Annotated in this window: 16 protein-coding genes; 8 read left to right on the top strand and 8 right to left on the bottom strand. The window is 41.4% G+C overall.

Features of this window, described 5'->3' with window-relative positions:
- Positions 1-33: 33 nt before the first annotated feature.
- Together ACR5KR_RS18700 and ACR5KR_RS18705 are read right to left on the bottom strand one after the other, a co-directional pair.
- Positions 34-420, bottom strand: a complete 387-nt coding sequence (locus tag ACR5KR_RS18700) for a thioredoxin family protein (RefSeq protein WP_322679819.1) — start codon at positions 418-420, stop codon at positions 34-36.
- 611 nt (positions 421-1,031) lie between these two features.
- Positions 1,032-1,748: an NnrU family protein gene (locus tag ACR5KR_RS18705; RefSeq protein ID WP_448267559.1), complete on the bottom strand. Its 717-nt coding sequence runs from the start codon at positions 1,746-1,748 to the stop codon at positions 1,032-1,034.
- Positions 1,749-1,960: 212 nt separating this feature from the next.
- Between ACR5KR_RS18705 and ACR5KR_RS18710 the strand changes: the two genes are divergently transcribed.
- The 4 genes from ACR5KR_RS18710 (at position 1,961) to ACR5KR_RS18725 (ending at position 7,732) form a co-directional block, all read left to right on the top strand.
- On the top strand, positions 1,961-2,974 hold the full coding sequence (locus tag ACR5KR_RS18710; RefSeq protein ID WP_335007605.1) for a LysR family transcriptional regulator: 1,014 nt from the start codon (positions 1,961-1,963) through the stop codon (positions 2,972-2,974).
- 305 nt (positions 2,975-3,279) lie between these two features.
- A complete protein-coding gene (locus ACR5KR_RS18715) occupies positions 3,280-4,683 on the top strand; it encodes a protein kinase domain-containing protein (RefSeq protein WP_448267560.1) in 1,404 nt (467 codons plus the stop codon).
- A gap of 323 nt (positions 4,684-5,006) precedes the next feature.
- A complete protein-coding gene (locus tag ACR5KR_RS18720; protein WP_448267561.1) occupies positions 5,007-6,404 on the top strand; it encodes an ABC transporter substrate-binding protein in 1,398 nt (465 codons plus the stop codon).
- A gap of 281 nt (positions 6,405-6,685) precedes the next feature.
- Positions 6,686-7,732, top strand: coding sequence for a PstS family phosphate ABC transporter substrate-binding protein (locus ACR5KR_RS18725; protein WP_448267562.1), 1,047 nt, complete (start codon positions 6,686-6,688; stop codon positions 7,730-7,732).
- Between the two features lie 56 nt (positions 7,733-7,788).
- Here the strand turns inward: ACR5KR_RS18725 and ACR5KR_RS18730 are convergent, their stop codons facing one another.
- Positions 7,789-8,508, bottom strand: a complete 720-nt coding sequence (locus tag ACR5KR_RS18730; RefSeq protein ID WP_096536235.1) for a Crp/Fnr family transcriptional regulator — start codon at positions 8,506-8,508, stop codon at positions 7,789-7,791.
- Positions 8,509-9,033: 525 nt separating this feature from the next.
- Between ACR5KR_RS18730 and ACR5KR_RS18735 the strand changes: the two genes are divergently transcribed.
- Positions 9,034-9,768 (top strand): DALR anticodon-binding domain-containing protein, encoded by a 735-nt coding sequence (locus ACR5KR_RS18735; protein ID WP_448267563.1) that lies wholly within the window; start codon positions 9,034-9,036, stop codon positions 9,766-9,768.
- A gap of 180 nt (positions 9,769-9,948) precedes the next feature.
- Here the strand turns inward: ACR5KR_RS18735 and ACR5KR_RS18740 are convergent, their stop codons facing one another.
- From ACR5KR_RS18740 to ACR5KR_RS18755, 4 genes are all read right to left on the bottom strand, one after another.
- Positions 9,949-10,800, bottom strand: a complete 852-nt coding sequence (locus ACR5KR_RS18740) for a Cof-type HAD-IIB family hydrolase (protein ID WP_448267564.1) — start codon at positions 10,798-10,800, stop codon at positions 9,949-9,951.
- A gap of 276 nt (positions 10,801-11,076) precedes the next feature.
- On the bottom strand, positions 11,077-11,781 hold the full coding sequence (locus ACR5KR_RS18745; RefSeq protein WP_445631030.1) for a choice-of-anchor E domain-containing protein: 705 nt from the start codon (positions 11,779-11,781) through the stop codon (positions 11,077-11,079).
- 688 nt (positions 11,782-12,469) lie between these two features.
- Positions 12,470-13,846, bottom strand: a complete 1,377-nt coding sequence (locus tag ACR5KR_RS18750) for a dihydrolipoyl dehydrogenase family protein (protein ID WP_448267565.1) — start codon at positions 13,844-13,846, stop codon at positions 12,470-12,472.
- A gap of 48 nt (positions 13,847-13,894) precedes the next feature.
- Positions 13,895-14,014, bottom strand: coding sequence for an alpha/beta fold hydrolase (locus ACR5KR_RS18755; RefSeq protein WP_448267566.1), 120 nt, complete (start codon positions 14,012-14,014; stop codon positions 13,895-13,897).
- A gap of 444 nt (positions 14,015-14,458) precedes the next feature.
- Here ACR5KR_RS18755 and polA point away from each other — a divergent pair, with 444 nt between their 5' ends.
- The 3 genes from polA to ACR5KR_RS18770 all read left to right on the top strand — a co-directional run bounded on the left by polA (position 14,459) and on the right by ACR5KR_RS18770 (position 19,183).
- Positions 14,459-17,401, top strand: a complete 2,943-nt coding sequence (polA, locus tag ACR5KR_RS18760; RefSeq protein WP_448267567.1) for a DNA polymerase I — start codon at positions 14,459-14,461, stop codon at positions 17,399-17,401.
- Positions 17,402-17,518: 117 nt separating this feature from the next.
- Positions 17,519-18,454: an ABC transporter substrate-binding protein gene (locus ACR5KR_RS18765; protein WP_445631027.1), complete on the top strand. Its 936-nt coding sequence runs from the start codon at positions 17,519-17,521 to the stop codon at positions 18,452-18,454.
- A gap of 156 nt (positions 18,455-18,610) precedes the next feature.
- A complete protein-coding gene (locus ACR5KR_RS18770; RefSeq protein WP_445631026.1) occupies positions 18,611-19,183 on the top strand; it encodes a hypothetical protein in 573 nt (190 codons plus the stop codon).
- A 220-nt stretch (positions 19,184-19,403) separates the two neighbouring features.
- Here ACR5KR_RS18770 and ACR5KR_RS18775 read toward each other — a convergent pair whose 3' ends face one another.
- Positions 19,404-19,841 carry a hypothetical protein gene (locus tag ACR5KR_RS18775; protein WP_445631025.1) on the bottom strand — a complete coding sequence of 146 codons (438 nt, stop codon included), beginning with the start codon at positions 19,839-19,841 and terminating at the stop codon, positions 19,404-19,406.
- Positions 19,842-19,973 lie beyond the last annotated feature (132 nt).

A 19,973-nucleotide genomic window follows, 5' to 3' on the forward strand; every position in this document is an offset into this window, starting at 1 on the left:
CCCAATGCCGCCATGCCCCACACCCAATATCCATCAGGCCGATCGGCATTCTAAGTCCACTGTTTTTGAACTTTTGTAGATTTTGGGGTAATTGCTGTAGCTGGCTTTAATCTCTTCTAAAGCTAGACGTAAATCTTCCCTGCCGCGAAAGCATTCCAAGCGATGGCGAATAGTGCCATTTTCAATCAATAGTAAAGTGGGTAGTGATTTTAGCCTATAGGTAGTAGACAATTTAAAATTTTGATCGGCGTTAACCCCGACTAATTTAATTTCATCGCCGCACTGGGCTTGAAATTGCAACAAAAGTGGATGGATAATCCGGCACAAGCCACACCAAGGTGCTTCAAAGTTAACTAAAACAGGAATAGGAGATTCTAAAACTTCTTGAGTAAATGTCCGCTCACTAACCGACAACACCATGACGCCTCTTGGATTATAAGGTTTTTATATCAAACTAGCTATTAGTACTGAATTAAGTAGTGCTGAGTTCCGAGTTCTGGTTGCTGAGTAGAAGTCCATAACAAAAAGTTAGGGGATTGAATGAGGAACTCGTTTCTTTTTCTTTTAGAGTAAAGCGGGGATTGGGACTACTTTCCAAGCAATGAATACTAAGTTGCTTGCTTTTACTCAGGACTCAGGACTCAGCACTGCTTCAGTGGAGGATTGGCAAGTCACTAACTGCCGATAGATGCTTTCAGGACAGAAATTTCAGGACACAGAATTATTGGCAAAAATTGAGCGCGTTAATGTGTCTCTGACAGAAAAGCGACCCTAGAAGTCGCGTTGGCTTTTTTGGATGTTAAACTCCTGATTGCCGTGACCGCCTGGGGATTTGATGAATCTGCCACTTTCTTTCAAAGAAAGGCAACTGACCAACGACTACCAATAATAAAATCTCAAGCTGACTGAACGCACCCCCACTGTTAGATGTTTGAATTTATCCTACATTGATTTGGAGCAATTGATAAGCTTGATAAGCTGAAATTTCCATCTGTTTCGGATTTTCTGCTGACACTGGGGATCGTCTAAAGTTACCATCCTATCCTACTAGTTGCTTCCAATAACAGAGGGTGTGACCACCAAAGTAAAGCTATAAAAATGGCAACTCCCAAATAGGCAGGGCGGAGAAATTCCTGCCATTTGAGAGATTGACGCCCGTCAATAATTGCTTTAAAGGGAACAATTGAAGTTCGCTGTTTGGCAATTTCAAAAGCTTCCCCATAGCGATCGCTCAGGCGGCGATCCCCGTGCCAAACCCCAAACAAATGATGCAACACCAATCCAATGGAAGTCACAAGAGTAAAGGTAGTACCCAGCCAGAGAGTATGGGCAACACACCAAATTATTTGTCCCACCATCTGGGGATGACGGGTAATCCGAATAATTCCTGTTTCGTAGAGATGAACTTGGGGCTTTTGAATAGCAGCAATTTCTAGTAGATTGAAGGTAGCAGGATATAAAAACAAAAACGAGATTGCTGACAGCAGCCAAACAAATTCTCGCACTCCTGGCACCCCTTGTACCTGCCAAATTTGCAAACCATCATAACGGTGCCCAAAAAAGTAAATAATTAATATCACAGCCAACGGTAGGCTGACTAATGCAAAGAGAATGCGATAAAACCTTGGGCCAATGTATTTTTCTGCCCAAGGGCGTAAAGCAGCGCCTCCACTGTGAGCGATCGCAAAAACTATTTGTAACCCCAGTATGACAAAATGACTGGGTGTCAACCAAGAAATCAGCAGCATATACACAGGTGAAGTAATTTAAAGAAAACTGAATTCAGTACAACCAATACCACAAAGTATTCAAAAGGGGACTTTAGTCAAGATGTTGTGCTACTGTCTTTTTCGAGTCAAGCCTTCAAGTTTAATATGCAACAAATCATGTCCGGCTGATTGCTGCCAAACCGGATTTGTTACGTGCATCTGCTCCTTTAAAAGTTTGTGGGTTGAGCCTTATGTCTGACCTTCCTTTCACTTTAGATCAGTTACGTATCCTGAAAGCGATCGCTCAAGAAGGAAGCTTCAAGCGTGCCGCTGATAGTCTTTACGTTTCCCAGCCCGCCGTTAGTTTGCAAGTCCAAAATCTCGAACGGCAACTCGATGTCCCCTTATTCGACCGTGGAGGACGACGTGCCCAGTTAACCGAAGCTGGGCATTTACTCTTAAACTACGGTGAAAAAATCCTTAGTCTGTGTCAGGAAACCTGCCGGGCGATCGAGGATTTACAAAATCTCCAAGGTGGTACTTTAATTGTCGGTGCTTCTCAAACCACCGGCACTTATCTTTTGCCCAGAATGATCGGTATGTTCCGACAAAAATATCCAGATGTGGCAGTGCAATTACACGTCCACTCTACCCGACGGACTGCTTGGAGTGTCGCTAACGGACAAGTCGATCTGGCAATTATCGGTGGTGAAATTCCCGGCGAACTGTCAGAATCTTTAGAAGTGATTCCTTACGCTGAGGACGAACTAGCGCTGATTTTACCTGTCTTTCATCCTTTTACCAAACTTGAAAAAATTCAGAAAGAAGACCTATATAAATTACAATTTATTGCTTTAGATTCCCAATCGACTATCCGCAAAGTAATTGACCAAGTGCTAGCACGCTGTGAAATTGATACCAGACGTTTTAAAGTTGAAATGGAATTAAATTCCATTGAAGCGATTAAAAATGCTGTGCAATCTGGTTTGGGGGCTGCCTTTGTTTCAACTAGTGCGATCGCTAAAGAGTTACAAATGGGCGTTTTGCACCGTACTCCTATTGAAGGCGTTGTCGTCAAACGGACGCTGTGGCTGATTTGTAATCCCAATCGCTATAGATCCAAGGCCGCCGAAGCCTTTAGTCAAGAAATTTTGCCCCAGTTTGCTAACCCAGGATGGAATCAAGATGTGTTAAAATTAACACAAAAAAGTCTAGTGTTAACTACATTGGAGGTAGCAACACCCACCTTATCTGGTGAAGACTAAAATCAGGTTATTAGTCCTTTGTCATTTTTCCTTTGTTTTTTGTAAATGACCAAATAATTCGTAATGACGCTCCTCTGTCGCTAACTTAATTCGTAATTATGAACCCATTGTGTTCGTGCAGGGTGCTGTAGCCAAACCAAAGGTTTGACATCAGGAAAAAAGTTTCGTGTTCCCCATTAATAAATTTAGTTTCTCTGTAACCTGAACTAATTACGAATTACGTAGCTTGCTTCTTGCCATTTACGTATCATCTTGTAGAGAAGGCGAGTATTATCAATTACGAATTATTTTGACTAATCACGAAAATGGAAGTTTACTGCACTCGTCCGCGTTGTCCACGCCCACAAAACTATTTTGCCGATTTAGATGATGTTACGACACTGAAAACAACCCAGCAAAAGTATTGCACTACCTGTGGTATGCCATTGATGCTAGATGGTCGATACGTGCCAACTAAGCTGCTGGGAAGGGGCGGGTTTGGAGCAGCATTTTTGGCACGCGATCGCCGAATACCAGGAATGCGTCAATGCGTGGTTAAGCAGTTTCAACCAGCGGGAAATTTAACTTTAAATCAACTGCAACAAGCACAGTTGATGTTTGAGAGAGAGGCAGAAGTTTTAGCACAACTTGGTAACGATCACGAGCAAATACCTGACTTATTTGCCTTCTTTCCAGTGATAGTTAATAGTTTGCAACCAGGACAGCAAGACCAATTTTTTTACTTAGTACAAGAATATATTGATGGGCAAACCCTAGAAGAAGAATTAGCTCAACAAGGCAAATTTTCCCAACAGCAAGTATTAGAGGTATTACAAGGAATTCTGAGGGTACTAGAGTTTGTCCATGACAGAGGCATTATCCATAGAGATATCAAACCTTCAAACATCATGCGCCGTCGTGATGGGAGACTTTTTTTACTAGATTTTGGCGCAGTTAAGCAAGTAACAAATGTTGCACTGGGTTCTGCTGCTTCTTCCACAGGAATTTATTCGATGGGATTTGCACCGCCTGAACAGATGGCTGGGGGTCAAGTATTCCCATCTACAGATTTATACGCCTTAGCTGTAACTCTTATTACCTTGTTGACAAATCAGGAAGCAGTTAAACTATTTGATGCCTATAGCAACCAGTGGAAATGGCGATCGCAAGTCAGTGTCAACCCTCACCTTGCTGACATTTTAGACAAGATGCTGTTACCTGCTGCTAATCAACGCTTCCAGTCAGCCCAGGAGGTTATAGATGCACTTAACTCACAGGCGGTTCAATCTCCCACACAACCTAATTCGCCCTCTGTAACCCTCCCGCCACAACCACCCCAAGGTTCTAATCCCGTCGTTCCCCGTCGTCCACCAACTCAGCCAGCGTTTTCTACATTGGAATTATTGGGTGGGGCGGCATTTAGTGGATTTGAGGGTGCATTGATCGCGATCGCCCTCTTCAGCCTAGTAAAATCAGAAATAGTTACTTTAAGTGTTGCATGTGTGATTTTAGGAATACTGATATTTGCCCAAACGAGACGGTGGATTGAGAAGTTCGATTTATTAATTATTCCAACAATTACTTTTGCGATTATTTTTTTTGTCCCCTTTTTACGGGGAGGTCTTGACCTTGCGTCAGTGGTGATTTTAGCAGTTGGAGCAGGCTTAGTAGCTATTTCATTGACAGCCGTATTTCGACTTATTTATAAATTATTATCTCTCTTACTTTAAAAAACTTCTGGTGCTAACAGCTACAATAAATGTCTCATAAAAAGGAAACACTTAGTCTTTTTTAGCCGTTGTCATCACTATTGGTTTAATCTTTAATGGTCTATAGTTTCTTATGGAACGGTGGGCGCAATTAAACAAAATGTATATTTAATAATAGTTTTGCCCGCTAAGGGCGAAAGCGTGTAGCGAGACCTTCGCGGTAGCGTCTCGTAGAGAAGTACGGTTTGAAACCAATATTCACTAGCCAGTTGTACAGAATTCATACTGACTCCTGAGTTCTAAATTCTTCATAATAAATATTTTTATTTTATTGAAACTTATTTATGTCACAAAAGAATGAAACCACAATTTTAGCTTTGGCTCTGCTGCTGACAGCTGGCATAGTTGGCGGTGGGTTTTGGTGGTTTAGTAACAATGGGGCCAAAATTGGTAATAACATCATTCCAAATCAACAACCAGGCAACAATCCATCCTTACAAGACCGTATTAGTTTTGGAGAAAAATCTTTTACTCCAGGTGATATTTCTCCAGTGAAAAAAGAAGGAGTACAGGCGATCGCAGCTAAAAGTTATGATAAAGCGATCGCCAATTTCACAGCTGCTTTAAAACTCAATCGAAACGATCCAGAAACGTTAATTTTTCTTAACAATGCCCGAATCGGTTCTTCCAGGAGCTATACCATCGTGGCCTCTGTACCATTCGGCACTGACCCCAATGCTGCTTTAGAAATTTTACGTGGCATAGCCCAAGCTCAAAATCAAGTCAATAGTTCAGGAGGAATCAAGGGAGTACCGTTGAGGGTAGGGATAGCTAATGACGACGACAATCCAGAAATAGCCAAGCAAATCGCTTCTACCCTAGTCAGCAATTCCGAAGTATTAGGTGTAGTTGGGCCTAATACTAGCGATTCCACCTTAGCCGCAGGTACTATTTATACTTCTGGACAACTTGTAGCTATATCTTCTACTAGTACATCTGTCAAAATTTCTAACTTTAGCCGCTACGTTTTTCGCACAGTTCCCAGTGATTTTATGGCTGCGAGAACTTTAGCTAACTATATGGTGAGAACCTTGCAGAAAAAAAATGCAGTGGTTTTCTTTAATTCTCAGAGCAACTATAGCCAGTCTTTAAAGTCGGAGTTTGTTTCATCTGTTTCCCTAGAGGGTGGACAGGTAGCTAGCGAATTTGACTTATCCAGGGCGGATTTTAGTGCAGCTAAAAGTGTAGAGCAAGCAACTAAACAAGGTGCAGAAGTGTTGATGTTAGCTGCTAACACTGAAACTCTCGATAAAGCGCTGCAAGTAATTCAAATTAATCAGAAAAAGTTAACTTTGTTGGCGGGAGATGATGTTTACACCGCTAAAACTTTGGAAATTGGCAGAGAACAAGCTGTAGGGATGGTAGTGGCAGTTCCCTGGCATATTGATAGCGATCCTAAGTCAGATTTTCCCCAGAAATCGCGGCAGTTATGGGGCGGTGATGTGAGTTGGCGAAGCGCCCTCAGCTATGATGCCACTGTAGCTCTAATTGCGGCATTAGAACGTAATCCTACACGAGCGGGAGTCCAACAATCACTCTTGTCATCTGACTTTTCTGCCACTGGTGCTTCTGGTACAATTCGGTTTTTAGCATCAGGCGATCGCAATGCCTCAGTGCAACTTGTAAAAATTGTTCGTGGTTCTCGCTCTCGCACTGGTTATGACTTTGAACCAGTGCGTTAATCACCAATAAAAATTAAAAATTAACCAATACTTAACCTGGAAAAACCCTCAAGATGGGAAATTGAGCTTTATGGGGAAAAATCTTACTGTCAATTTATTTTTACCACGACTCAAACCTTGAGATCGCAGACGAATAACTTAAATGTTATATATTATACTTTAAATTTTCAAGCAGTTAAAAGTCAGAATTTGCTAACAAAATCCCCGTCCTCCAAATACAATCTCAAGTAGCAAGCACCTATAAAGCACTTATATTGAATGGACGCGCGGGTAATTATACTATGTCTCAAAAAAATGAAACAACTATTCTTGTATTATCCATCCTAATCACCGTCGGGCTAATAGCTGGCGGTTTTTGGTGGTTTAGTAGAAAATCTGGTGTCGATCTAAATACAATTAATTCTGGTAGCACCAAAACGCCCCAAACCGGATCGGAACAACCTAGTGGCAATACTTTCACTTCAGTAAAGGATGTTCCTACAGGATTATTTAATTACGGAGGCAGTACATCTTGGGCACCGATTCGACTAATAGTCGATCCAGCAATTCAAGCCGCGCGGCCAGAGTTACGGCTGCGCTATGTAGAACCCAGCAATGCATCGCCTGGTTCTGGTACTGGCATTCAGTCCTTGATAGACGGTCAACTAGCCTTTGCCCAGTCCTCTCGACCAGTTCTAGATCCGGAATTAAGCCGTGCCCAGCAGCGTGGGTTCAGTTTGAAACAAATTCCTGTGGCAATTGATGGTTTAGCGGTTGCAGTTAACCCAAACCTGAATATCCCAGGACTAACGGTAGAACAATTAAAGTCAATTTACACAGGCAAAATCAATAATTGGAGCCAGGTGGGCGGCCCCAATATCCCGATTAAGCCTTATTCTCGTCGTATTGCTGATGGCGGTACTGTCGAACTTTTTGTCCAAGACATCTTGGGTGGTCAAGCTTTCAGCTCCAATGTAGAATTTATCTCCACAACCACCCAAGCCTTGCAAAAATTGGCTGATAGTCCTGGTAGCATCTACTACGCTTCTGCCCCAGAGGTGATTCCTCAATGCTCAATCAAGTCCTTGCCGTTGGGGCGCACGCAAGGGCAATACATTGCTCCATACCAAGAACCTTCTGTCCTCCCGTCTGAATGTCCTGGTAAACGGAACAAGTTGAATATTGAGGCATTTCAATCAGGAAAATACCCGATTACCCGCAATCTGTTTGTGGTGGTCAAACAGAATGGCCAGACTGAGCAGCAAGCAGGTGTCGCTTACGCCAACTTACTGCTGACAGAGCAAGGACAGCAACTGATTACCCAAGCCGGATTTGTCAAAATTCGCTGACAAGAGCGAATCGCACTCAAGACAGAGTGGCGGAAATCGCCGCTCTGAACTGTACCTTAACTAGCTCTATTAATCGATTCTGCTGGCAAGCAAATGAGATTATCCCCTTGAGTCAAGATTAAACCACGTTGACGCAGCTTACCCATCAAGCGGGTGACGGTGACGCGAGTCGAACCAATCGCGCTACCAATTTGGGCATGAGTGAGGGGAAAGGGCAGACAATAACCGCGAATCACATCAGGATCGGTGTCGCTCATTGCTGGCTCTCCATATTCCTCAATTAACAATGTGAGAAATCCTAAGAGTCGGTCAATTGTGCGGCGTTGTCCCAAGGCACTCAGCCACAGCAGCTTACGCTGGTGCTGATACCTAAAGGCATCCATAACTTCGCGACGGAAGTGAGGCCAATTGTCTAAATCATGCCAGTACATCCACAGCACCGCAGTTTGATCGACATGGGCGTAAGCCTGGAGTGTGAATGGTGACTGAGCAACAATTTCAAATGGCTGTCCCGCTCCCACAAAACCCAAGAACGCTTCTTCTGGAGTTCTGTTGATTCGTCGAGACGTTAGCTGACTGGCAGTCGCACTAACTTGGGCGGTTCCTACCATACGGATCGCACCCCTTTGCACCAAATACAGCAATCCAGGCCGGGCTGGAATGCGCTCATCTTTGCTAAAGGTGCGGCAACGATAGTGTTCTTGAGCCCAGTCAAGAATGCGTTGCCAAGTCAAAAAAGGCCGTGATGCCTCAGAAAAGGAGGATGGAGATTGCATAGGTAACAAAGAGCGTTCGGCTGAAGACAAAGACGTAAATAAAAGGGTGCAAGGAGTGTCTTTGTGTTGACGAGGCAGGCTTAACGCCTAACAGCGCCAGCCAATCCAAAGAATAGAAAGCAAATTACTCTCTACTCTTTTGTTATACTTCCTACTGTACAATGATGGTAGTAAAGTTTACTTACTATTCATCGATTATTCATCAAATTTTATCCTCTTCTCATTTTTCTTTATCTAAATTAAATTTATACCGCAAGATAGATGACATAAATGTAACAAATATATCTTACATCACTCTTTCCATAATATTACGTGCATTATAAATCACCAGTTAGCAAATATACGTCAATCAAACAGCTATTATATAGTTATCTAATAAAATCGATAAGCATTGATACTTATAGAATAGAAAATAAGTGCATAAAAAACGAAAAAATTCCTCTACATAAAGGTAGAAATGACAATAGAGTTATCTATACCTCAAGTGTGTCTTTGCGACTATCAAAATCTCAGAATCGAAAAGCGATGGAGCTTGCTAGGGCGATCGCTTCAGATTTATCAGGGATTTGTGAGGACGTTTTTAGCATCCAAATAGTTCCCCCTGGTTGGATAAATTTTGAATTAACTCACTCAGCCTTAGCGACTTGGTTACAAAGTCTCGTAGTCGGGAGTTTAGGGGAAGAGGGGGAGATGGGGGGCAGGGAGCAGGGAGCAGGGGGAGAAATCAATTCAAAATTCAAAATTCAAAATTCAAAATTAAAGAACTTCTGCCTCCTGCCTCCTCTTTCCCAATCCCCAATGCCCAATTCATTGTTTGCTGTTGAATATGCTCATGCACGCTGCTGTTCGCTAGTGCTACTGGCTCATCGAGAGGGATTGATTAAACTTAGAGAACCAGTTCCAAATACTAGTCCAGTTTTTTGGGATGTTATTTTTCCTAACCCACTACCTTGGCTTAATTGCGACGGAACACTACAACTGAATCACCCAGATGAGCGTCGTCTGATTGGCGAATTAATACAAGTGGTAGACAACATAGAGTGCCCTGATGTTAGCGATTCTGTGAAATGGGAAAAAGTAGCACTGAATTTGAGCCAAGCTTTTGAAAAGTTTTGGTCTAATTGCCGGATTTGGGGTGAGGTGAAAATTACTTCACCAGAGCTAGCCCAAGCTAGACTGGGATTGCTCATGGCTACTCAGTCAGTATTAAAATTTGTCCTAGAGGAAAATCTGGGGGTTTTTGCGCCTTTGGAGCTATAAATCGGTAATGCCCCTTAGGTAAAAATAAAAACTTTTTATATAGCTATTGACTCAATGCACCACCTCGGATACATTAGCAGGTGTGTGAGGAGCGAACCAGCAGGGGCACCGAGACGAAACACGGCCAGTCGTCGGTGTCCTTTCTGATTTGTATGGGTTAGATTTGAAAAAATTCTTTCACTACAGCAAAAACTTTTCAATTGCTACTGCTGCCCCATCTTCCTCTACGCTAGGAGCTACCCAATTAGCGATCGCTTGCACTCCTGCTGGTGCGTTGCCCATAGCTACACCAAGTCCGGCATACTCCAGCATTTCCACATCATTGAAGTTATCGCCAATCGCCATAACGTTGGCTAATTGTAATCCCAGCAACTCTTCGGCTAGGTAACGTACAGCAGTCCCCTTATTTACAGAGGCGTTAGTTGCTTCAAAAAAGGTAGCAACAGATGTCGTCATATAAAGTTCAGCAGGTGTGTATTGACGGCGCAAATTTCCTAATAGTTTATCGATTAAGTCAGTGTCATCAGACAAAGCAAGAATTTTTGTCGGTTCATTCGTTAAGGCTTGACGTAAATCACCCACAGGAATCGCAATAATACCAGAACGTTCTGCATAAATTTTGGTTTCTCTGGTTAACTCACGAACGTATAGCCGATCGTTGATGTAAAAGTGAACAGATAGAAGCGATCGCAATTCCGGCTGTTCAAAATAGTCGAGTAACTGGTGGGCGATTTCTCTAGAAACAACCCAATGGCGATGAATTTTTTGGGTGTTCGGGTCTTGAATCCAGGCTCCTTGATAGGCCATTAATGGTAGGGTAGAGCCGATATCTTGGTGGAAGCGCAAGGCTGAACGATACATTCGACCTGTCGCGATCGCCACTTGAATTCCTCGTGCTTGCGCTGCAAAAATTGCTTGCTTTACAGGTTCGCTGATAGTGTTAGAGTGTCCGGCGATCGTGCCATCTATATCCAAAACTAGTAGTTTAATGTCTTTTGCAGCAGCCTGACGATCGGTAGATGCTTTCGGCATAATTTCCTAAATTTTAAGTTCCAGTAAGAGGTTAACAGGCTCTGGCGACCAGTAGAGAGTCATATAAAAAATTGGGTTCTCTAATCAACCACTTCATATCAATAATTATTTATAGCGATCGCCAATAATAGGATGTTTTAAACCTTATTAAAAATTCAACCTAATAAGCACAATAAAAAACCCGATTTTTTCGAGAAGAATCGGGTTTTTTAATTTAAATTAGAGAGTCTGCTTGATAGATAGGATAAAAGAAATCTACCTCTTCAAGAAAGTCTATTAATTAAACATCTTGATCCAGCTTTTTTTGCGTTGTGACAACAAACAAAGCCCAGCAATTAAACCAATTCCCAGTGTGGCAGAAGACTCAGGTACTGCTTTCACCTCATCGTAGTCATAAGTTACTTTGATACCTGCTTTGGCATAAGTATCAATATAGGATCTCATGTTGCCCGAACCCGTAACTACTGAGTTGGCTAAAGCTGAGAACAAAAAGTCTATGTCGCCATTACCAGTGAAAGACTGCAAAAATTGGGTATTGGTGAAAGACTGAGTTGCAGATTGTGTGGCAGTTAAATTAGAAATAGTCTTTCCAGAGGTGCCACTATAATCAGTGATGCCGTCATATTTAGCAGCTTGATAACTCGATATATCTTGTGGATTGAGCGCAAACAAAGACTGATTATTTAGTTTTAAGTTGAGTTGACTAGCAAGATTTACTGTCACTTGAGTCGGGGTTGGACTCCTGTTTTCAAAACCTGCATTTCCAAGTATGTCGCCAGTAAAACTTATCGTTACACCCTTGAGTGTGCCCAAAGATGAGTCAAATTTTTGGACGCTCAAAGGTGCATCAATGATGTTTGTGAAATCGTAATTAGTGGAACTACTGTAAGAGAGAGAAGCTGCATTAGCTGCTCCAGATGTTGCAACAATTCCTGCCAAGGTTGTAGCAGCAGCTAGAGTGTTGAATAGTTTTGTTGTCATGGATAAAAGATGCCTTTCTGAAACGAATCATTACGGGATTACTAACCTATTTCTAACTCCGAAACTTTGCTTGTAGTCTTGATAAATACACGTAACTTTCTGTAAAGTTATTATGTTTAAATTCCTTCGATAAATAGACTTTTTCAACGGTATATATAAAGTTTTATTAAGGTAAAGTGATTTTGATAGTGGTAATCTGATGTCGAAATATTAAGCTAGTTTTTGTTGGTTCCTGAGATGTAAGCTAAGTCAACCTAATTAAACATAAAAGGCTCAGAAGATAGATTCCTGACTTCTGGTGATAACTTAAGGATCTAGTTACTATCTAGTTACTATGCTTATACTCACGTACTTAATTGGCCTGGTTTATCTGCCAAGAGTTGGTTCTACTTGGCTTCCGTACTAAAGCTGCAAATACGTAGAAACTGGGCTATATAAAAAGCTCATTAGTACCAGGGGTAAATGAGCAATCGAAACAGAGAATAGTTTTGTAGCTGAGTCAGGAGGATGTCTTCTTGGCTTAGGCATTTAGATTATTAATGCCAACTGACGTTGTACATCAATAAAACCTCTTCATATGATGTCCGCCTAATTAGTTATAATTCCCGCATCTGTGCAAAAACCAGGAAACCCTCTTTCCCCCTGCTCCCCTGCCGTCTTCATGATAAGTCTTTAACCGGACACGATATCACATATTCGGACATCCTGGCATATTATCTCCAAGCAGCAACCGTGCCAGACTGGGTAAAGCTTCACCATAGGTGGGATGGATGTGAACCGATCGCTCTAACAACTGCCAGGTTGCTCCTGCTTCTATCAGGGATAAAAAAACATGCACCAGTTCAGCAGTTTCGTAGCCTACCAGGGTTGCTCCTAGAATTTTGTCTGTGTCGCTGTCGATCGCCATACGATAAAATCCGAGGTCATGCCCCCACTCGATCGCACGCGCAATTTGGCTCATGGATAACGTAACAGCACGCGCGTTGATGCCTTGTTTCTGAGCCTGTTCTAAGGTCATACCCACTCGCCCCACCTGGGGTTCTGTGTAGACCGCATAGCCAAGAACGCGATCGCTCCGTGTCCGGTTTTCTCCACACAAAATTGCTTTTAAGCGGCGATAGTCTTCCCACGACACATGGGTAAAGGCAGGCTGTTTGGCAGCATCCCCGATCGCATAGACTCCAGAACAGGTGGTATGGAACTGGTCGTCAATTTTAATAAATCCTCGATCGTCTAGCTCAATTCCACTGGCGGCTGTATTTAATGCACTTGTATTGGGTTTCCGTCCAATCGCAACCAGCAACGCTTCTCCTTGAAGTTGTTCGCCACTGCTTAGAGTCAGCCTAAACAGATTATTTTCATGAGCAACGTGATTGACATTAACTCCAAAATGAAGCCCAATCCCATCCTGCTTTAATGCTTCTGCTAAGACCTCGCTGACATCAGACTCTTCTTGCCCAAGCACGCGATCGCCCCGAACAATTAAGTGGGTCTGACTGCCCAAACGCGCTAGTCCTTGTCCCAATTCCAAGCCAATATAGCCGCCTCCAATCACCAATAAACGGGCTGGTAAGGTGTTCAAGTCAAAGAAGTTGCGGTTGGTCAGGTAAGGAGTTCCTGCAAGTCCAGGAATGTCAGGAATCAGCGATGACGTACCCGTGTTAATAATTACCAGAGGAGCCTGAAGGGTAACATCTCCACCTTTGACCGTCCGTTCACCCACAAAAGCAGCTTCGCCACAAATGACTTTGACACCCGCAGTCTCCAATCGCTGGTGAATCCCTTGATTAAAGCTGCTGCGGATTCCCCGAACTCGCTCCATGACAGCGGGAAAATCCACTTCTACTTCCGTGTGGATACCTAACTTCTGAGCCTGGCGCGATCGCCCTGCTGCATGAGCCGCTGCTAAGAACGCTTTAGACGGAGTGCAGCCATAGTTGATGCAACTGCCACCTAAAGCATCCCGCTCAAACAAGACAACCTTACGTCCCTCATTGGCAAAATCAGCGGCCAGTGGAATGCCTCCTTGACCACTGCCGATAACAATGACATCTGCTGTTTCCATCGGTGCAAAACTCCTTGGAGATAGTTTGCTTTCATCAGACTCTCACACTCAATTGGCAACATTTGCCTGAACTGCGATCGCCTTGCCATTCCACGGTTGGCTCGACCGTCCATGACCACGACGATCGTGTGCGATGCAGCGGTGGCCGTGTGAGGTGAGAAAAAACATCTGCGATTCCCAAGCATCCGCGCTCAGTGGCCAGCCGTGGCTGAAGACAATAGGCTATCCTGTCCCCAGTCCTTGTAATAGATTTGCGTACCATCCTTAGTCGTGATTGTACTCATGTGGCTCCTATGTAAATTGTGAGCGTTTCCCAATCTGTATCTGGTTCGGATCGTAAAGATAACTGCATTCGCGATCGGCAACTTATCGATAAATTGCTACTCGATGAATTGATACATAACTGATTTCAGCACTTTTATTTTGACGATCTGATTGCTTGCGAAGGTGGCTTATCTACCTTTAAATCAGTTGTCTGACTCAAGTTCTTTAATTTAAGATACCAGTTAACTGAGGGCTTACCCGCTTCTTGACATCAAGGAGTAACAATAAAGGTAGCCAAAGCTTTGAAATTGCTAACTATGTGACAAAGCTTCTAGCTAAAATAGGGCTATGTCTGAAACTTTTACTTCTGCAACTACAACACGCCCCACGTTCATCCTCGTAGATGGGCACTCTCTCGCTTATCGTTCATACTTTGCTTTCGCCAAAGGGCGAGATGGAGGACTGCGTACCAAAACAGGGATTCCCACCAGTATATGTTTTGGTTTTGTGAAGTGCCTGTTGGAAGTAATGGCAACACAACAGCCTCAAGCAATGGCGATCGCTTTTGATTTGGCTGAGGCAACTTTTCGCCACGAAGCGGACGAGACTTATAAAGCCGATCGCCCGGAAACACCAGAAGACTTCATTCCCGACTTAGCAAACCTGCATGAGTTGCTGAATGGCTTTAATCTACCCTTTTTCACTGCCCCTGGTTTTGAGGCTGATGATATTTTGGGAACCTTAGCACAGCGAGTAACTGCGGCTGGGTATAGGGTGAAGATTCTGACTGGCGATCGCGATTTATTTCAACTAATCGACTCTGACAAAGAAATCACTGTTCTGAATTTTAGTCCAGATGCCCTAAAGCGCTCTACAAATAGCATCACGGAATTTAAAGCAGAACAAGTCAAAGAGAAGATGGGCGTTTTACCTTCACAAATTGTTGATTTTAAAGCTCTTTGTGGTGATAAATCAGATAATATTCCTGGTGTCAAGGGAATTGGCGAAAAAACAGCAGTGCAGCTGCTAAATACCTATGGTTCACTTGAGAATGTTTATGCTGCGTTAGATGAAATTAAAGGCGCAACTCAGAAAAAACTGGCAGCAGGTAAAGAGGATGCCGAGAAGTCTCGCTATTTGGCAACCATAGTATTAGATGTCCCGATAGAATTTGATTTAGAAGATTGCAAATTAAAAGGCTTTGATACAAACGTCTTATCACCAATTTTAGAAAAATTAGAATTTAAGTCTTTTTTAGGTAGAATCAACGACCTTCAGCAACGTTTTGGTGGCCAAGTTGAAGATAATCAAGAAGCCAAAACAAATGCAATTAATCCCAATACTAACTCAGAATTCAGCGCTGATGAAGATAATGATTTGTGGTTTTTCAGTGCTAGTGATACAGCAGCAGTTCCACAACAATCTACTTCTCCAATTACACCACGCATCATAAACACTGAAGCAAAATTAACTGAGTTAGTGAGGGTTTTGCAAAAATTCACTAATCCAGAAACACCCGTTGCTTGGGATACTGAAACTACCGATTTAGAACCAAGAGATGCTGAATTAGTAGGAATTGGTTGTTGTTGGGGAACGCAACCAGATGAGGTAGCCTATATTCCTGTAGGGCACAAAACTGGAGAAAATTTGCATAAAGATTTTGTGCTGGAAACACTACGTCCAATTCTCGAAAGTGCCGATTATCCCAAAGCTTTACAAAATGCTAAATTTGACCGCTTAGTTCTTAGAAGTCAAGGAATTAATTTGGCAGGAGTGGTGTTTGATCCCATGCTAGCGAGTTATATTCTAAATCCAGATTCAAGTCATAATTTGATGGATTTGTCGCTGCGATATTTGGGATTGATAGCTAAAAGTTACTTAGATTTAGTTCCTAAAGGCAAAAATATCGCTGATATAGATATTCCCGCCGTCGCAGATTACTGTGGGATGGATGCTTATTCTACCTTTGGTTTAGTGTCAAAATTGCGCGAGGATCTGGATAAAATTCCAGCTTTATCTAAGCTATTTTTGGAAGTAGAACAGCCACTAGAAGCAGTTTTAGCCGAAATGGAATACACAGGTGTTCGGATTAATTCAGCTTATTTACAAGAACTTTCGCAGCATTTAGAAACTGAGTTAGCCAGGTTAAAAGAGGAAGCAACTGGAATAGCTGGAGAAAATTTTAACTTGGGTTCTCCTAAGCAATTGAGCCAAATTATATTTGAAAAATTGGGGTTAAGCACCAGACATTCTCGTAAAATTCAAACGGGCTACTCTACAGATGCAGCAACACTAGAAAGACTTCAAGAAGATGATAACACTGGATTTGTTAAAGCGATCGTTGAATATCGCACCCTATCTAAATTAAAGTCTACTTATGTTGATGCATTACCTGCATTGGTGCGTCCAGATACCCAGCGAGTACATACTGATTTTAACCAAGCAGCAACATCAACTGGTAGATTATCTTCTTCTAATCCGAATTTGCAAAATATTCCCATTCGTACAGCTTTTAGTCGCCAGATTCGGAAGGCGTTTTTGCCAGAACCTGGTTGGTTAATGGTGGCTGCTGATTACTCACAAATTGAATTACGGATTTTGGCTCATTTAAGTCAAGAGCCGATATTAGTGCAAGCATATCAGCAAAATGAAGATGTTCATACTGTGACAGCGCGGTTAGTTTTTGAAAAAGAAAATATATCCTCAGAAGAACGAGGAATAGCAAAAACTATCAATTTTGGCGTAATTTATGGAATGGGTTCTCTAAGATTTTCACGCTCAACTGGGATAGATAAGACCATTGCCAACGAGTTCATTAAGCGGTTTAATGAACGATATCCGAAAGTATTTGCGTATTTGGAGCGAGTGAAAAAAGAAGCGATCGCTCGTGGTTATGTAGAAACTATTTTCGGTCGCCGTCGCTATTTTGACTTTACTAATAACAGTTTACGCAAACTAAAAGGCAGTAACCCAGAAGATATCGATCTGAGTAAATTGAAGAATTTGGGTGCTTTGGATGCAGGTTTATTACGCTCCGCGGCTAATGCACCAATTCAAGGTTCTAACGCTGATATTATCAAAATTGCAATGGTGAGATTGCATGAGGTTTTGAAAAACTATCAGGCGCGTTTGTTGTTGCAAGTTCACGATGAATTAGTATTTGAAATTCCCCCTAATGAGTGGGAAGAATTACAACTACAAATTAAATCGGTGATGGAAAATGCAGTGCAGTTGAGTGTTCCTTTGCTTGTGGAGGCGCGTGTTGGTGAAAATTGGATGGAGACGAAGTAAGTTTAACTAGGGATTGGAACAATTACATTGGGATAGTCGTATATCTGTGTTAGCAGTATATTACATCCTGGCTCGATATCAATCTTATACCATTCTTACCTTAGAAAGAATTTTAATATGCATCGTCGTTGGCTCTTATCTGCTTTTGCAATTTTGTTGAGTATAGTTTTAGTTGCTTGCACCACTGTAACTACTCAGCAACCACAAACCAAAGTGGAAAATACCACTGAGGCGACTAACACAAACTCTCAGCAATTACTAAAAGGTTCAGCAAAAAGAGTTGTTGCTCTTTCTTCACTTTCTGCTGACATTCTCTCCCGACTCGATCGAACAAAAGTTGTCGGAATTACTGGGAGTAAACTATTTAAGAATGACTCAAAATTTAAAGATGTTCCGCGTGTTAGTGAAGGCCAAAATCCGCCAAATTTAGAGAAAGTAGTAGCACTCAAACCAGATTTAGTTATTGGTGCTGAAGGTTTTTCTAACATTCCAATTCAAAAACTTCAGCAGCTAGGAATTCAAACTTTGCTCACTAAGGTGAATAGCTGGGAATCTCTAGAAGAACTTACTAAAAAGCTCGCTCAGTTAATTAATGCCGATCCTCAGCCTTTGTTAAACCGTTATAAAACTTTCTTACCAGATAAGCCAACTCAGAGTATTTCAACACTAGCACTGGTTAGTCGTCAACCAATTTTAGCACCAAATAAAAATAGTTGGGCAGGAGATTTGCTGGCGAAATTTCAAGCGAAAAATATAGCAGCAGATTTACAAGGAAAAAGCCCAATTGGTGGTTATGTGACGCTTTCGGCTGAGAAAGTTTTAGAAGCAAATCCAGAGGTGATAATTTTAGTTAATCCTCCACAAGGGAATTCAGAAGCGACGCTTTTAGATTCGTTGAAAAAGGAAGCTTTTTGGCAGCAACTACAAGCAACTAAAAATAACCGAGTCTATGTGTTTGATTATTTTGGCCTAGTGAATCCGGGTAGTATAAATGCAATAGAAAAGGCTTGTCAGCAGCTTAAGCAAGCGTTGTTTACACCACAGGGTACTTAGCTCAATACTGCGATAACAGTCAATAAAGGATGCATTTATCGGAGGTAATTTAGATAAAACCCCGATCAAACAGGCTTTTCAGTGTCAGTATGTTTTCACAAATAAAATCTGAGTGCTATATTAAGCATTATTATTTATAGATACCAGTATTTCAAAATGCAGATTGCGAAACTTCTCAAAAACTTTTGGCGATGGATTCGTTTGTTCTTGATAAGTAGACTTGATAGACCTTCAGACAACTTAGAGGTTATTATAATTAGTCTAATACCGCTCATTTTTAACTGGGATTTAAATTGGTCAAGCAAAATTATTTTTGAGTTTGACCTATTCAATAAAATTACCGCATTATATTTTTATATCACACCTTTATTACTATTTATCAATAGCTTTTTGTTCAAAGAAGACTTGCTAAAATTTTTTAGTATTGTAGTAACAGGATTTTTTGGCTGTTTCATTCTTTTTGTGTTTATCGTACAATTAGCTCTAGGTAATCATATTAATCTTGTTGAGCGAGTAAAATGTCCAAATGGTAAAATTTTTAGTGTTTATGAGAACTTTGAACCGAGTTTTATCACTTCTGATGACGCTATTTGCCGATTTGAGTTACAACAAGAGAGAATTTTTATAGGAGTTATCAAAAACAACAGGGAAGTTGGAAAAAAGGAGTGTCAAGTTAATACTAGAGAACCTAGTTTTCCAAACCGTCTTATAAATGCGTGTACTCGATAGATAGTAAGACAACATGAATTTGACAATTACTATGATTACTTCAACATTCAAATTAGTTTGAAACTCCTGCAAAGCATCTGTATTGTTATTTTGTACTAAAAAATAATTAATAAATTCGTGTTTTAAAGCATTATTTGCACTCAATATTAGTACTCAATAACACTTTGTATTAGAAAGCAGTTAAATAAAGGCGCTTTAGCTTTTGCATTTACTAAACTAGCTATTTACAGTGTTGTTGAAGAAGAGATATAGCTAATTCAAAACTATTAGGTTGAGTTTGTACTGCATAGGCTTCTCTTTCTAAATCTTGTCGTTTGACATCGGTATAGCGCCTAAAAAATGGTCGAGCATAATTGCTTGGTTGAATGTCTAAACCTAAAGTTTTTATTTTTCCTTTTCCGGCACATACCTGCGCTGCATGAACAGTTTCATGGATTAGTGTTTGAGTTCCAATATGTAATTCAAACACTACGGGATTAATCCAAATTTTTTTGTCAGCTTCTCTTAATAACCCATAAGCTCCTCGTTTTGGTGGTAGTGCAATGATTACCTGAAACCCTTTCTTTTCTAGTTTATTTTTTAAATCTAAAAATTTGGCTTCTGGATTGAGTATTTGAGAAAGCAATAGTAAGGAATTTAATATAAAAATTTTGCTCATTTACTTTTTGAGTATACCAATTCAATTAATGATTGCAACACATCCTTGGTTAAAGACGCGATGAATGGTTAAAGACGCGATGAATCGCGTCTCTACAAGTGGTTGATTTGTCGGATTATTTTTTCAAATTGG

The organism is Nostoc sp. DSM 114159, assembly GCF_053470285.1.